This window comes from Streptomyces sp. PTL18 (genome assembly GCF_059510295.1).
In genome coordinates this window covers 222,269-236,627 of the sequence record NZ_JCAJZO010000003.1, presented here as the reverse complement: position 1 = coordinate 236,627, position 14,359 = coordinate 222,269, and the positions used below count along the sequence as shown (strand labels likewise).

12 protein-coding genes are annotated in these 14,359 nt (G+C 67.7%); 5 read left to right on the top strand and 7 right to left on the bottom strand.

Going from position 1 to position 14,359, the window contains the following annotated elements; genetic code table 11:
• The first annotated feature begins 179 nt into the window (after positions 1-179).
• Complete coding sequence (locus AC5WS8_RS08035; protein ID WP_496102597.1) at positions 180-1,652, top strand: CCA tRNA nucleotidyltransferase; 1,473 nt, start codon at positions 180-182, stop codon at positions 1,650-1,652.
• A gap of 108 nt (positions 1,653-1,760) precedes the next feature.
• Here AC5WS8_RS08035 and AC5WS8_RS08030 read toward each other — a convergent pair whose 3' ends face one another.
• The 4 genes from AC5WS8_RS08030 to AC5WS8_RS08015 all read right to left on the bottom strand — a co-directional run bounded on the left by AC5WS8_RS08030 (position 1,761) and on the right by AC5WS8_RS08015 (position 5,617).
• On the bottom strand, positions 1,761-2,354 hold the full coding sequence (locus AC5WS8_RS08030) for an LppU/SCO3897 family protein (protein ID WP_496102596.1): 594 nt from the start codon (positions 2,352-2,354) through the stop codon (positions 1,761-1,763).
• Positions 2,355-2,471: 117 nt separating this feature from the next.
• On the bottom strand, positions 2,472-3,734 hold the full coding sequence (locus AC5WS8_RS08025) for an MFS transporter (protein ID WP_496102595.1): 1,263 nt from the start codon (positions 3,732-3,734) through the stop codon (positions 2,472-2,474).
• Between the two features lie 76 nt (positions 3,735-3,810).
• Complete coding sequence (locus AC5WS8_RS08020) at positions 3,811-4,893, bottom strand: inositol-3-phosphate synthase (RefSeq protein ID WP_496102594.1); 1,083 nt, start codon at positions 4,891-4,893, stop codon at positions 3,811-3,813.
• A gap of 43 nt (positions 4,894-4,936) precedes the next feature.
• Complete coding sequence (locus AC5WS8_RS08015) at positions 4,937-5,617, bottom strand: PadR family transcriptional regulator (protein WP_496102593.1); 681 nt, start codon at positions 5,615-5,617, stop codon at positions 4,937-4,939.
• Between the two features lie 375 nt (positions 5,618-5,992).
• Here AC5WS8_RS08015 and AC5WS8_RS08010 point away from each other — a divergent pair, with 375 nt between their 5' ends.
• Together AC5WS8_RS08010 and AC5WS8_RS08005 are read left to right on the top strand one after the other, a co-directional pair.
• Positions 5,993-8,641, top strand: a complete 2,649-nt coding sequence (locus AC5WS8_RS08010; protein ID WP_496102592.1) for a transglycosylase domain-containing protein — start codon at positions 5,993-5,995, stop codon at positions 8,639-8,641.
• A 127-nt stretch (positions 8,642-8,768) separates the two neighbouring features.
• Positions 8,769-10,277: a glycosyltransferase family 87 protein gene (locus AC5WS8_RS08005; protein ID WP_496102591.1), complete on the top strand. Its 1,509-nt coding sequence runs from the start codon at positions 8,769-8,771 to the stop codon at positions 10,275-10,277.
• A gap of 81 nt (positions 10,278-10,358) precedes the next feature.
• Here the strand turns inward: AC5WS8_RS08005 and AC5WS8_RS08000 are convergent, their stop codons facing one another.
• From AC5WS8_RS08000 to AC5WS8_RS07990, 3 genes are all read right to left on the bottom strand, one after another.
• Entirely contained in the window at positions 10,359-11,390 is a 1,032-nt protein-coding gene (locus AC5WS8_RS08000) for an alanine racemase (protein ID WP_496102590.1), read from the bottom strand.
• A gap of 123 nt (positions 11,391-11,513) precedes the next feature.
• On the bottom strand, positions 11,514-12,632 hold the full coding sequence (gene femX, locus AC5WS8_RS07995; RefSeq protein WP_496102589.1) for a peptidoglycan bridge formation glycyltransferase FemX: 1,119 nt from the start codon (positions 12,630-12,632) through the stop codon (positions 11,514-11,516).
• 158 nt (positions 12,633-12,790) lie between these two features.
• The gene (locus AC5WS8_RS07990) at positions 12,791-13,111 is read right to left on the bottom strand and encodes a hypothetical protein (protein ID WP_496102588.1); all 321 of its coding nucleotides are present in this window, start codon (positions 13,109-13,111) and stop codon (positions 12,791-12,793) included.
• A gap of 275 nt (positions 13,112-13,386) precedes the next feature.
• On the opposite strand from AC5WS8_RS07990, the gene rpsF reads away from it, so the two are divergent.
• Entirely contained in the window at positions 13,387-13,677 is a 291-nt protein-coding gene (gene rpsF, locus AC5WS8_RS07985; protein ID WP_014673750.1) for a 30S ribosomal protein S6, read from the top strand.
• 75 nt (positions 13,678-13,752) lie between these two features.
• A complete protein-coding gene (locus AC5WS8_RS07980; RefSeq protein ID WP_496102587.1) occupies positions 13,753-14,334 on the top strand; it encodes a single-stranded DNA-binding protein in 582 nt (193 codons plus the stop codon).
• The last annotated feature ends 25 nt before the right edge of the window (positions 14,335-14,359 follow it).

Genomic DNA, 14,359 nt, shown 5'->3' with positions numbered 1-14,359 from the left:
TGTGCGCGGAAGGGAAGTGCCGCGGTCCGGACCACAAGATCGGAACGGAGCGGGACTGCCCGGTGAAGGCGGGCACGGCACGCCCTGTCGCCACGGAGCGTCGGGGTGCGCTTACGGAAAGCTCGTGCAGGTTTAATGCGGGCGCCCACCCGCGTCCGGGACACGTACCCTTTTCTGTTGTGCCGAACGCCAACGAAGACAATCCCCGTGCCCTGAGTCAGGTACAGCAGCGCGCTGTGAGCGAACTGCTGCGGGTCTCCCCTGTCGCCGACGATCTCGCCCGCCGCTTCAAGGAAGCGGGCTTCTCGCTCGCTCTGGTCGGCGGCTCGGTACGGGACGCCCTCCTCGGCCGGCTCGGCAACGATCTGGACTTCACCACGGACGCCCGCCCGGAGGAGATCCTCAAGATCGTGCGGCCGTGGGCGGACGCCACATGGGACGTGGGGATCGCCTTCGGCACGGTCGGGGCCCAGAAAGAAGCCCGCGTCGGAGACGCTGTTCAGCGCTTCCAGATCGAGGTGACGACGTACCGGTCGGAGGCCTACGACCGGAGCTCGCGTAAGCCCGAGGTGTCGTACGGCGACTCCATCGAGGAGGATTTGGTCCGGCGTGACTTCACGGTCAACGCCATGGCCGTCGCGCTGCCCGAGAAGGAGTTCATCGATCCGCACCGGGGGCTCGACGATCTCGCCGGCCGGGTGCTGCGCACTCCGGGGACCCCGGAGGAGTCGTTCTCGGACGATCCACTGCGGATGATGCGGGCCGCGCGCTTCGCGGCCCAGCTGGACTTCGAGGTGGCTCCCGAGGTCGTCACGGCGATGAAGGAGATGGCCGGGCGTCTCGAGATCGTCTCCGCCGAACGTGTACGGGAGGAGCTGAACAAGCTGATCCTGTCCGCCATCCCACGCAAGGGGCTCACGCTCCTGGTCGAGACAGGGCTCGCCGATCATGTTCTGCCGGAGCTGCCCGCTCTGCGGCTGGAGCGTGACGAGCACCACCGGCACAAGGACGTCTACGACCACACGCTGATCGTCCTTGAGCAAGCGATGGGGCTGGAGCAGGACGGCCCCGACCTGACACTGCGACTCGCCGCGCTGCTGCATGACATCGGAAAGCCGAAGACGCGCCGCTTCGAGAAGGACGGCCGGGTCTCCTTCCACCATCACGAGGTGGTCGGTGCCAAGATGACCAAGAAGCGGATGACGGCGCTGAAGTACCCCAACGACCTGGTGAAGGACGTCTCACGTCTGGTCGAACTCCACCTGCGGTTCCACGGTTACGGCACGGGAGAGTGGACGGATTCCGCGGTGCGCCGCTACGTCCGTGACGCGGGCCCGCTCCTTGAACGTCTCCACAAGCTGACCCGGTCGGACTGCACGACCCGCAACAAGCGCAAGGCGGCCGCGCTCTCCCGAGCGTACGACGGCCTGGAGGAGCGCATCGCTCAGCTCAAGGAGCAGGAGGAGCTGGACGCGATCCGACCCGACCTGGACGGTAACCAGATCATGGAGATCCTGGGGGTCCGCCCCGGCCCGGTCGTCGGCCAGGCGTACAAGTTCCTCCTGGAACTGCGCCTGGAGAACGGTCCGATGGGGTACGACGCCGCGGCGGGGGCGCTCAAGGAGTGGTGGGCCGAGCAGGGCGAGAGTTGAGAAACGGGGTCATGTTTCACGTGAAACATGACCCCGGAACAAGCGCGGCGGCACACGCGAAGGGCGATGTTTCACGTGAAACATCGCCCTTCGCGTGTACGGACCGAACTACTTCTTGAGCTCGATCAGGCAGAGCACCACATCGTGGCCGCCGCCGTACTGAACGTAGGAGAGCGTCGCCTCCTTGACGTCCTGACACTTGTTCTGGTTGCTGCTGCCGTCAAACTTCTGGACGACCTTGTACTGGGCGTCGCTGGAAGAGCAGCCGACCTCGTTGAGCTTGGGGTTGGAGTATGTGCCGTCGTTGTGCATGCAGGAACCCGCCGACGTGGTCTCCGCGTCGTCGCGGGTCGGGAACCAGCCCGCCCCGAACTTGATGGCGGCGACGATGACGGCGATGACGATGGCGCCCATGATGGCGCCCACGATCTGTATCCCCTTCTTGCCGGCGCGCTTGCCCGGACCCGCCTGCGGCGGTAGTGGCGCCGGAGCGCCCTGCTGCTGGGGGAAGGGAGGGTACGGCAGCTGCTGGTATCCCGTTTGCTGCTGGTACCCCGGCTGCTGCGGGTATCCCTGCGGCGGATACGGCGGCTGCGGTGTGTACGGCTGCTGGGCGACTCCCGGCTGGCCGGGCTGCTGCCCCATGGGCACGGTGGACTGCTGGGCGTACGGATTCGTGCCCTGGGGCGGCGGAGTGGTCACTTTCGGGGTCCCCCTCGAACGCGGGTGCGTATTGGTGCGAAGTAAGACGCCCGTAAGCTACAGGTATGTACTGACAACTCTGAAGTCCCATAGGGCACCGTGGCCCTGATGTGACACTTACCGGCGCTCAAAGCGGGACATGAACAAGGCAACGGCCGCGTAGACAACAGCGACCATGACCACCAGAGCGACTGATTGGCCGTCGGGAGGCAGCATGGCGGCGGCGACCGCGGCCGCACCGACGAAGGCCACGTTGAAGAGCACGTCGTAGACCGAGAAGATCCGGCCGCGGAAGCCGTCGTCGACCGAGGACTGAACGATCGTGTCGGTGGAGATCTTCGCGCCCTGTGTGGTCAGCCCCAGGACGAACGCGGCCACCAGCATGGGCCCCGCGGCGAACGGGAGGCCGAGTGAGGGCTCCAGCACGGCGGCGGACCCCGCGCACACCGCGATCCAACGGCCGGGACCGAGCCGCCCCGCCGCCCACGGTGTCACCACGGCTGCGGCGAAGAACCCGGCCCCGGACACGCCCAGCGCCAGCCCCAGCAGGGCCAGCCCCTGGCGCGGGGTCCCGGACAGGGCGTAGCGGCACAGCATGAGCAGCAGAACGAGCAGCGCGCCGTAGCAGAATCGCATCAGGGTCATCGCGGTGAGTGCCCAGGCGGCCTCCCGGCGCGGGGGTGCCGCGAGATGCCGTACACCGGCCACCAGATCACGCGTGGTGCCGAGCAGCACGGCGCCGAGGTGCGGCGGCACCGCATCCCTGTCCGGGCCAAGGGCCCCCGGGGCGAGACTCAGCGATGCCAGGGCCGATCCCAGATACAGCAGCGCAGCCAGCAGCACCACCGCGGCATCGGAGTCGGCGATCACCAGCCGTACGGCGAAGGCGAGTCCGCCGCCCGCGGTCGCGGCGAGCGTGCCGGCCGTCGGGGAGAGCGAGTTGGCCATCACCAGGCGTTCGGTGTCGACCACCCGGGGCAGCGCCGCGGACAGGCCCGCGAGGATGAAACGGTTGACCGCGGTGACACACAGCGCGGAGACGTAGAAGAGCCAGTCCGGGACATGGCTCACCATCAGGGCGGCGGTGGCGCAGGCCAGCAGGGCGCGCAGCAGGTTGCCGTGGAGGAAGACCTGGCGGCGCCGCCAGCGGTCCAGCAGGACGCCCGCGAAGGGGCCGACGAGGGAGTACGGCAGGAGCAGCACCGCCATGGCGGAGGCGATGGCCGTGGCCGAGGTCTGTCTCGCGGGGGAGAAGACCACGTACGTGGCGAGTGCGATCTGGTAGACGCCGTCGGCCCCCTGGGACAGCAGCCGTACGGCGAGCAGGCGCCTGAAACGGCTGAAGCGCAGGAGGACCCGCAGATCGCGCACGACGGACATGGGGCACAGCCTCACACACGTGCCGGGGTCCCCGGGCAGATGCCCCGGGGACCCCGGCACGGGCACGGGAGCGACGTCAGCGCTCGACCTCGCCCCTGATGAACTTCTCGACGTTCTCGCGGGCCTCGTCGTCGAAGTACTGGACCGGCGGAGACTTCATGAAGTACGAGGACGCGGACAGGATCGGTCCGCCGATGCCGCGGTCCTTGGCGATCTTCGCGGCGCGCACGGCGTCGATGATGACACCCGCGGAGTTCGGGGAGTCCCAGACCTCGAGCTTGTATTCCAGGTTCAGCGGGACGTCGCCGAACGCACGGCCCTCGAGGCGGACGTAGGCCCACTTGCGGTCGTCGAGCCAGGCCACGTAGTCGGACGGGCCGATGTGGACGTTCTTCTCACCGAGGTCCCGGTCGGGGATCTGGGAGGTGACGGCCTGCGTCTTGGAGATCTTCTTGGACTCCAGGCGCTCGCGCTCGAGCATGTTCTTGAAGTCCATGTTGCCGCCGACGTTCAGCTGCATCGTGCGGTCCAGGATCACGCCCCGGTCCTCGAACAGCTTCGCCATGACGCGGTGCGTGATGGTGGCACCGACCTGCGACTTGATGTCGTCACCGACGATCGGGACGCCGGCCTCGGTGAACTTGTCGGCCCACTCCTTGGTGCCGGCGATGAAGACCGGAAGGGCGTTGACGAAGGCGACCTCGGCGTCGATCGCGCACTGGGCGTAGTACTTCGCCGCGTCCTCGGAGCCGACGGGCAGGTAGCAGACGAGGACGTCGACCTGCTTGTCCCTGAGGACCTGGACGACGTCGACCGGCTCATCGGCGGACTCCTCGATGGTGGCGCGGTAGTACTTGCCGAGACCGTCGAGGGTGTGGCCGCGCTGGACCGTCACGCCGGTGGACGGGACGTCGCAGATCTTGATGGTGTTGTTCTCCGAGGCGCCGATGGCGTCCGCCAGGTCGAGGCCGACCTTCTTGGAGTCCACGTCGAACGCGGCGACGAACTCGATGTCACGCACGTGGTAGTCGCCGAACTGGACGTGCATCAGACCCGGCACCTTGGACGCCGGGTCGGCGTCCTTGTAGTACTCGACTCCCTGCACCAGCGATGCGGCGCAGTTACCCACGCCGACGATGGCTACGCGAACCGAACCCATTCCGGTTGCTCCCTGTGTGTACGTGTGAGGCCCCGACCGGGCCTCACGGGGTGGTGTCGTCGGACGGATCCGGCCGGGTGCTGTCCCGGTGCCGGGGCAGGCCGCCCGTTGCTCCAGATGTGCTGCCAGGAGCGGAGCCGTCGGCAGGGGAACCTCTGAGGTCCCGTCCGGCCCGCTCGCTCTCGATGAGCTCGTTCAGCCAGCGCACTTCGCGCTCCACGGACTCCATTCCGTGGCGCTGGAGCTCGAGGGTGTAGTCGTCGAGGCGCTCCCGGGTGCGCGCCAGCGAGGCACGCATCTTCTCCAGGCGCTCCTCCAGTCGGCTGCGGCGGCCCTCCAGGACGCGCATGCGCACGTCACGGGACGTCTGTCCGAAGAAGGCGAAACGAGCGGCGAAGTGCTCGTCCTCGTACGCGTCGGGACCCGTCTGGGAGAGCAGCTCCTCGAAGTGCTCCTTGCCCTCGGGTGTCAGCCGATAGACGATCTTTGCGCGTCGCCCGGCGAGCGGGGCGGCGCCCGCGTCGTCGGAGACGCTCCCCGGCTCCTCGGTCAACCAGCCGTTGGCGACCAGAGTCTTGAGACACGGATAGAGCGTCCCGTAGCTGAACGCGCGGAATACACCCAGTGACGTATTGAGTCGTTTACGCAGCTCATAGCCGTGCATCGGGGACTCGCGGAGCAGGCCGAGGACGGCGAACTCGAGGATCCCGGAACGCCGGCTCATGCGCGCCTCCCTCCTTTCGCAGTCCCGTCCGCACGGTCTTTATGCCGTGCTGATGTATCGACTCGATACATCAGCACGATAGAACGCCCCTCCGGATGCGACAAGAGGGGGCACGGTGAACGGGATCACATCACCGATTCGTAGGACGCAAGTTGCCTGGTTTGGGGTGAAGTTCGGGGCTCGGCAGGATTTGCCGGTGCGTAGTCTGTGCGCCATGCACACCACCGGGAACCGAGTGACCTATGGGGGACGTCCTCGTCCTTGGTGCAGTACGGGTGAATGCCGAAACGACCGCATCCGTACTTCGGGGGGACCGGAAACCAGCCGCCGTTTCCAGGCGCGCAAGGGTGCGCCTGCCCTAGGAGTAGTCGTTCGATGAGCGAGCACCGTCGCAAACCGCCGCAGCCGCAGGGAGGCGGACGTGCCGCGGCCCGACGCGGCCAGTCGGCGTCCCCCGGCCGCCGCGCGGCACCGCGAGGCGCCACCGGGTCTCCGTCCGCCCCGTATGGAGCGGGAGGTGAGGAGCGCCCGTACGGTGGCCGAGCCGAGGCCCGCCGGGCGGCTCAGAGAAACACGGGCGGCCGACGCAGAGCGGCCGACGGCGCGGGCCGTGGCAGGGAGGCCGCTGCCGCCAGGAAACGCCTCATCGACTACCCGCGCGCGGGCAGGTATGGCGTCGCGCGTTGGGTGCCCTCCTGGAAGCTGGTCACGGGGCTGTTCATCGGTTTCATGGGGAGCCTGGTGGCGGTGGCGGGCGTCGGGTACGCGATGGTGAGCGTGCCGGATGTCGCCAAGACCGCGCAGTCCCAGAACAATGTCTACTACTGGGCCGACGGCAGCCAGATGGTCGCCACGGGTGGCGAGACCAACCGGCAGATCGTCAACCTCTCGCAGATCCCTCCGGCGATGCGGTGGGCGGTCATCTCCCAGGAGAACAAGACCTTCTACACCGACAGCGGTGTGGACCCGACGGGCATCGCCCGGGCCGTCTTCAACATGGCCACGGGTGGTCAGACCCAGGGTGGCTCCACCATCACCCAGCAGTACGTGAAGAACGCGAGGCTGGACGACCAGTCACAGACGATCTCCAGAAAGTTCAAGGAGATCTTCATCGCCATCAAGGTGGGCGCCACCGTCAAGAAGGACGACATCCTGGCCGGCTACCTCAACTCCGCGTACTACGGGCGGAACGCCTACGGTATCGAGGCCGCCGCGCACGCGTACTTCAACAAGCCCGCCCTCAAGCTGGACCCCGGTGAGTGCGCCTTCCTGGCGGCGATGCTCAAGGGCGCCACGTACTACGACCCCGCGGGCGCCACGTCCATCGACCCGAAGAACGCCACTCCCCAGGCCAACCAGAGGCGCGCGACCCTGCAGATGCAGGACACCCTCAACAAGATGGTCAAGTACGGGCATCTGAGCGCCACGGAGCGCGCCAAGTACACGGCCCTTCCCAAGGTCCAGAACCCGCGGTCGAACACCCGGCTGAGCGGCCAGATCGGTTATCTCGTCGACCTGGCCAACAGCTACCTGGTCACTCACAGCGACACAACCCACATCACCCAGGAAAAGCTGCAGCAGGGCGGGCTCCAGATCTATACGACCTTCGACAAGAAGAAGGTCGAGCAGCTCGAGACCGCGGTCAAGAACGTTCGGAAGGCCAATATCAAGCCCAACTTGCGCCCGAACACGGACAAATTCGTACAGTTCGGTGGGGCTTCCGTGGACCCGGGCACCGGGGCCATCAAGGCCATCTACGGTGGCGAGGACGCCACCAAGCACTTCACCAACAACGCCGACGCGACCGGTGCCCAGGTGGGATCGACGTTCAAGCCGTTGGTGCTGGCGGCGGCGATGAAGTGGGGCGTCCGCAATCCGGACCTCGGGCCGGAGCAGGCGCAGGACGAGCGCACCGTCGCCTCGCCGAAGAGTCTCTACAGCGGCAAGAACAGGCTGAAGATCAAGGAGTACAACGGAACCGTCTGGAAGAACGAGAAGGGCGAGGAGTGGCTGCAGACGAACGACGGCGATGAGTCGGTGGGCGACCCGCCGGACTACAAGATCGACCTGCGCGAGGCGATGCAGTTCTCGGTGAACTCCGCCTATGTTCAGCTGGGCATGGACGTCGGCCTGGACAAGGTGAAGCAGAGCGCCCTGGACGCGGGCATCCTGGAGGGCAGCCTGGCCAGCGCCAGGTATCCCTCGTTCTCCATCGGTACCTCCTCCCCGAGCGCGATCCGCATGGCCGGTGCCTACGCCACCTTCGCGGCCAGCGGCAAGCAGAACGATCCGTACTCGGTCGACAAGGTCAGCAGCAAGGACGGGGTGGTCTTCCAGCACACCAAGCAGGCGAAGGACGCGTTCACCTCAAAGGTCGCCGACAACGTCACCGACGTCCTGAAGACCGTGGTCGACAAGGGCACCGGTACCGCGGCGAGGCTGCCCGGCCGCGACGTGGCGGGCAAGACGGGTACGACCGACGAGAACAAGTCCGCCTGGTTCGTCGGGTACACCCCGCAGCTGTCCACCGCGATCAGCATGTTCCGCATGGACGACAACGAGGCCAACAAGAACCGTACGTTCCTGAAGATGTACGGAACCGGCGGCCAGAAGAAGATCCACGGCGCCTCTTTCCCGGCCGAGATCTGGCACGACTACATGGCAGAGGCGCTCAAGGACGAACCCGTGGTGCCGTTCCCGACGCCGGAGCCCATCGGCACGGTCGTCAACGACACCCCGAGCCCCAGCGTGACGCCCACGCCCACACAGAGCGTCACGCAGAGCCCGACTCCGAGCGTGAAGCCGAGCCCGTCGCTGACCCCGCCTGCTCCCTCGCCGAGCGACACCTGCGGGTTCTGGGGCAACAGCAGCTGCAACGGAGGAGGCAACGGAAACGGTGGAACCGGCCCTGGCGGCACCGACGCAGGCGGCACGGGTGGCGTGAGTACATCGCCGACGGAGACGACCGGCGGAAACAACCGGGGCAACGGCAACGGAGGCATCTTCGCGGGACCGAACGGGTAGTCGTGACCGACCGTGTTTCACGTGAAACACTCCGTTTCGCGTGACATCGCCCGAAGAGGGGCCGTCTCATCAGCCAGGTGGGGCGGCCCTCGGCTTTTTCCTGGCTCGATACGGCAGGATGAACCTCATGCCCAGTGCAGAGACGACGCGCGCGAGCGTGCACGAGCCGGATGTGGTACGGCTGACCAGGGAGGACGAGGTCGCCGCGGCCGGCAGTGAGCTGATCGGCGGACCCGTCGGGCGACGCGCCCTGCTCGGCACGTCCTGGTGGACGCCCGTGCGGATCGTGGCGCTCGTCGCGATCGGCATGTTCGCCCTCGGCATGGTCCAGAAGCTGCCCTGCTATGACAGCGGCTGGTTCTTCGGTGCCGGCTCGCAGTACACGCACGCCTGCTACTCGGACATCCCGCACCTCTACCAGGGGCGCGGCTTCGCCGACGGGCTTGTGCCCTACTTCGACAGGCTCCCGGGCGACATGGACTACCTCGAGTACCCGGTGCTCACCGGTGTGTTCATGGAGGTGGCTTCCTGGCTGACTCCGGGCAGTGGCGGCATCCAGGCCCGTGAGCAGACCTACTGGATGGTCAACGCCGGAATGCTCCTGGTATGCGCCGCGGTCATCGCCGTGTGCACCGCCCGGATCCACCGCAGGCGCCCCTGGGACGGCCTTCTCGTCGCCCTGGCGCCGGCCTTCGCCCTGACCGCGACCATCAACTGGGACCTGCTTGCCGTGGCCCTGCTGGCCGCCGCGATGCTGATGTGGTCACGTGGCCGCAGCCTCGCCTTCGGCGTCCTCGTGGGGCTCGCCACAGCCGCCAAGTTCTACCCGTTCCTGGTGCTGGGACCGCTCCTCTTGCTGTGCTGGCGAGCGGGCAGGTGGCGGGAGTACGGGATCGCCGTCGGGGGCGCCGTCGGCGCGTGGCTCGTGGTCAACCTGCCGGTGATGTGGCTGGCCCCCGAGGGCTGGTCCAAGTTCTACCGCTTCAGCCAGGAGCGGGGAGTGGACTTCGGGTCCGTCTTCCTGTTCGTCTCGCGCTGGTTCAACATCGACATCACGGCGGACACCGCCAACACCTACGCGATGATCATGATGGTGCTCATCTGCACGGGCATCACCGTGATGACGCTGACCGCTCCGCGCCGCCCGCGCTTCGCCCAACTCGCCTTCCTGATCGTCGCCGCGTTCATCCTGACCAACAAGGTCTACTCACCGCAGTACGTGCTGTGGCTGGTTCCCCTCGCCGCGCTCGCCCGGCCGCGCTGGCGGGACTTCCTCATCTGGCAGGCCTGCGAGGTCGCGTACTTCCTGGGGATCTGGATGTACCTCGCCTACACGACCAGCGGAGACGCTCACAAAGGCCTCCCGACGGACGGGTACCAGCTCGCCATCGCCGTCCACCTGCTGGGGACGCTCTACCTGTGCGCCGTCGTCGTGCGCGACGTCTTCCTGCCGGAACGGGACATGGTGCGCCGGGCTGGTGACGACGACCCGTCCGGCGGCGTACTGGATGGCGCACCGGACGTCTTCGCGTTCGGAGCCGCCGCACATCCGCCGCGGCACGCCGCGCGTTTCGAGGGTCCCCCGGTGGACTGGGGCAGCCGTGGCGGGGAGCCGGCTGACGACGGTTCCCCCTGACGAGCCGGGCGCCGAGTCGTCAGGGACAAGGCCGTACACGGACTGCGTGTACGGCCTTCGTCGTGCTTCCGGCTCGGTGGGTCAGCGGTCGACGAGCCGGTCGAACTGCGTGGTGGTGTGGCGCAGATGAGCCACCAGTTCGTCGCCCACCTTCGGCTCGGTGGCGTCCGCCGGGATGAAGAGGATCGAGACCTGCATGTGCGGGGGTTCGGCGAACCAGCGCTGCTTGCCCGCCCAGACGAACGGCGACAGATTCCGGTTCACCGTCGCGAGGCCGGCCCGGGCCACGCCCTTGGCGCGCGGCATCACGCCGTGCATCGCCTTGGGGGCCTCCAGGCCCACCCCGTGCGACGTCCCGCCCGCCACGACGACCAGGAAGCCGTCGGAGGCCGCCTTCTGCTGCCGGTAGCCGAAACGGTCGCCCTTGGCCACCCGCGTCACGTCCAGGACGGCCCCGCGGTACTCGGTGGCCTCGTGGTCCCCGAGCCACAGCCGGGTGCCGATGCGGGCGCGGAAGCGGGTCTGCGGGAACTGCTGCTGGAGCCGGGTCAGCTCATCGGCCTTGAGGTGGCTGACGAACATGGTGTGCAGCGGGAGCCGGGCCGCGCGCAGCCGGTCCATCCAGCCGATGACCTCCTCGACGGCGTCGGAGCCGTCGGTACGGTCCAGCGGCAGGTGGATGGCGAAGCCTTCCAGCCGTACGTTCTCTATGGCCGCGTGCAGCTGAGGCAGGTCCTGCTCGCTGACACCATGGCGCTTCATCGAGGACATCACCTCGATGACCACCCGGGCACCCACGAGCCCGTACACGCCGTCCACGGACGACACCGAGCGGATGACGCGGTCCGGCAGCGGGACGGGCTCCTCGCCCCGCCGGAACGGCGTCAGCACCAGCAGATCGCCGCCGAACCAGTCCTTGATCCGGGCCGCCTCGTACGTCGTGCCCACCGCGAGCATGTCCGAGCCCAGACGGGTGGCCTCCTCCGCCAGCCGCTCATGGCCGAACCCGTAGCCGTTGCCCTTGCAGACGGGGACGAGCCCCGGGAACTGCTCCTGCACATGCTTGTGGTGTGCCCGCCAGCGCGCGGTGTCGACGTAGAGCGTGAGCGCCATGGCCGGTCCCGGAACCTTTCTCGTGGCTGCCGTGTGTCAGAGGTCTGAGAGGGATTGTGACGGATCCGCCGGACCGGCGGGGCTCGCCGGTCCGCTCGGGCGGTCCGGCGCGGGTCTTTGTCCTCAGCGGCGCGACATGTAGATGTCGAGCGCCTTGTGGAGCAGCTTGTTGAGCGGGAAGTCCCACTCGCCGAGGTACTCGGCTGCCTGCCCGCCGGTACCCACCTTGAACTGGATCAGGCCGAAGAGGTGGTCCGTCTCGTCCAGAGAGTCGGAGATGCCGCGCAGGTCGTAGACGGTGGCGCCGAGCGCGTAGGCGTCGCGCAGCATCCGCCACTGCATCGCGTTCGACGGCCGTACCTCACGGCCGATGTTGTCGGAGGCTCCGTAGGAGTACCAGACGTGGCCGCCGACGATCAGCATCGTCGCCGCCGACAGGTTCACACCGTTGTGCCGCGCGAAGTACAGCCGCATACGGTTGGGGTCCTCGCTGTTGAGGGCCGTCCACATGCGCTGGAAGTACGACAGCGGGCGCGGCCGGAAGTGGTCGCGCACCGCGGTGATCTCGTACAGGCGCTGCCACTCCTCGAGGTCGTGGTAGCCGCCCTGGACCACCTCGACGCCCGCCTTCTCGGCCTTCTTGATGTTGCGGCGCCACAGCTGGTTGAAGTTCTTGTGGACCTCTTCCAGGGACCGGTTGGCGAGCGGCACCTGGAAGACGTACCGCGGCTGCACGTCGCCGAAGCCGGCCCCGCCGTCCTCGCCCTGCTGCCAGCCCATCCGACGCAGCTTGTCGGACACTTCGAACGCGCGCGGCTCGATGAAGTCGGCCTCCAGGTCACGCAGCCGCTTGACGTCCGGGTCCTGGATGCCCTTCTTGATGGTCTCCGCGTTCCACCGGCGGATGATCACCGGCGGGCCCATCTTCACGGAGAAGGCGCCCTGCTGCTTCAGGTGCGCGAGCATCGGCTGGATCCAGTCCTCCAGGTTCGGCGCGAACCAGTTGATGACCGGGCCCTCGGGGAGATACGCGAGATAGCGCTTGATCTTGGGCAGCTGCCGGTACAACACCAGACCGACGCCCACCAGTTCGCCGTTCTTGTCGAACCAGCCGAGGTTCTCGGACCGCCACTCCGCCTTGACGTCTGCCCATGCCGGGACCTGCATGTGGCTCGCCGCCGGCAGGCTCTGGATGTACGCCAGATGCTGCTCGCGACTGATCGTCCTCAGGGTCAGGCTCATTCGGGGCGCTCCTCGGGCTGGTGTGTCCCCATGGGTACAGGGGCTCCGGCTCTCGCGCCGAAGCCTACTGCGCCCCGCGAGCGCCCCGACTGGCCCTGCGCAACCTGTGCGTCCGGCGGGTCGCCCACGGCACCGCCGACCGCACCGAGGTCCGACGGTCAGTGGCCGACGACTCCGCCGAAGAGACCACCGTGGGCCATGCCCAGGAAAAAGCCGATGGCTGAGGCACCGAGCCCCAGGATCAGGCCGAAGCGCTCTCGGGTCGTCACGGAGATGTACTGCCCGTAGGCGCCGGTGAAGATCCCCACCAGGCCGGTCCAGGAGCTGATCAGATGCAGATCCTTGGAAACCAGTGCCGTCACGAAGGCCGTGACGCCCAGCACCAGGGTCACCACGAGGAAGGTGTCCTGGACTGGGTGGGCCTTGCCGTCCGTGGCGAAGAGGGAACCGGTGGTGTTGGGTCGCAATACCTGTGCCATGGGGCACCTCCTGCGGAAGGCGGCGCATCGTAGCGCCATACACACCCGATGCGTACAGATTGACGGCCACGAGGCCCGGATTTCAACCGGAAGCACGTGTGCGGGTAGTCTGTACCGTCTGCACCGGTGTCTGCCCAGGCACAGCCGGGTCAACCGTCGACCGGCCTCCGATTGTCAGTGGCGGCTGATTTACTACAGGCACCGTTGCGTACGCATCGCAACCCTCCTGCCACGGAACGACCGTGGCCGCTGAGTCCGAAGGAGGTGGGTTCCACATGCGTCACTACGAGGTGATGGTCATCCTCGACCCCGATCTCGAGGAGCGCGCTGTCTCCCCGCTGATCGAGAACTTCCTTTCCGTCGTCCGTGACGGTGGCGGAAAGGTCGAGAAGGTCGACACCTGGGGTCGTCGTCGTCTCGCCTACGAGATCAAGAAGAAGCCCGAGGGCATCTACTCGGTCATCGACCTGCAGGCCGAGCCTGCGGTCGTCAAGGAGCTCGACCGCCAGATGAACCTGAACGAGTCGGTCCTCCGGACCAAGGTCCTCCGCCCCGAGACCCACTGAGCTCTCCGGCTCGGTTGAACCCGGGATTCGAGTAGCACCAAGCAGCCAGCAGCAAACCCGCCGAGAGGTTCCCCCATGGCAGGCGAGACCGTCATCACGGTCGTCGGCAACCTTGTCGATGACCCCGAGCTGCGCTTCACCCCGTCCGGTGCGGCGGTCGCGAAGTTCCGCATCGCGTCCACTCCCCGCACCTTCGACCGTCAGACCAACGAGTGGAAGGACGGCGAGAGCCTCTTCCTGACCTGCTCGGTCTGGCGCCAGGCGGCGGAGAACGTCGCCGAGTCGCTCCAGCGAGGCATGCGCGTCATCGTGCAGGGCCGGCTGAAGCAGCGGTCCTACGAGGACCGTGAGGGCGTCAAGCGCACGGTCTACGAGCTCGACGTCGACGAGGTCGGCGCCAGCCTGCGCAACGCCACGGCCAAGGTCACCAAGACCGCCGGCCGCGGTGGCCAGGGTGGTTACGGCGGCGGTGGCGGCCAGGGTGGCGGCGGCTGGGGCGGTGGCCCCGGCGGCGGTCAGCAGGGCGGCGGCGCACCTGCCGACGACCCGTGGGCGACCGGCGCTCCCGCCGGCGGCCAGCAGGGTGGCGGCGGCTGGGGCGGTGGCTCCGGCGGCGGTGGCGGCGGTGGCGGCTACTCGGACGAGCCCCCCTTCTAGGCCCTCGGGCCAAGGGCGGGTCGTA

Bases quoted from the DNA above. Each gene is read 5' to 3' on its own strand.
- AC5WS8_RS08025 (WP_496102595.1), bottom strand. From the start codon at position 3,734: ATGTCCGTCGTGCGCGATCTGCGGGTCCTCCTGCGCTTCAGCCGTTTC.
- AC5WS8_RS08020 (WP_496102594.1), bottom strand. From the start codon at position 4,893: ATGGGTTCGGTTCGCGTAGCCATCGTCGGCGTGGGTAACTGCGCCGCA.
- AC5WS8_RS08015 (WP_496102593.1), bottom strand. From the start codon at position 5,617: ATGAGCCGGCGTTCCGGGATCCTCGAGTTCGCCGTCCTCGGCCTGCTC.
- AC5WS8_RS08010 (WP_496102592.1), top strand. From the start codon at position 5,993: ATGAGCGAGCACCGTCGCAAACCGCCGCAGCCGCAGGGAGGCGGACGT.
- AC5WS8_RS08005 (WP_496102591.1), top strand. From the start codon at position 8,769: ATGCCCAGTGCAGAGACGACGCGCGCGAGCGTGCACGAGCCGGATGTG.
- AC5WS8_RS08000 (WP_496102590.1), bottom strand. From the start codon at position 11,390: ATGGCGCTCACGCTCTACGTCGACACCGCGCGCTGGCGGGCACACCAC.
- femX (WP_496102589.1), bottom strand. From the start codon at position 12,632: ATGAGCCTGACCCTGAGGACGATCAGTCGCGAGCAGCATCTGGCGTAC.
- AC5WS8_RS07990 (WP_496102588.1), bottom strand. From the start codon at position 13,111: ATGGCACAGGTATTGCGACCCAACACCACCGGTTCCCTCTTCGCCACG.
- rpsF (WP_014673750.1), top strand. From the start codon at position 13,387: ATGCGTCACTACGAGGTGATGGTCATCCTCGACCCCGATCTCGAGGAG.
- AC5WS8_RS07980 (WP_496102587.1), top strand. From the start codon at position 13,753: ATGGCAGGCGAGACCGTCATCACGGTCGTCGGCAACCTTGTCGATGAC.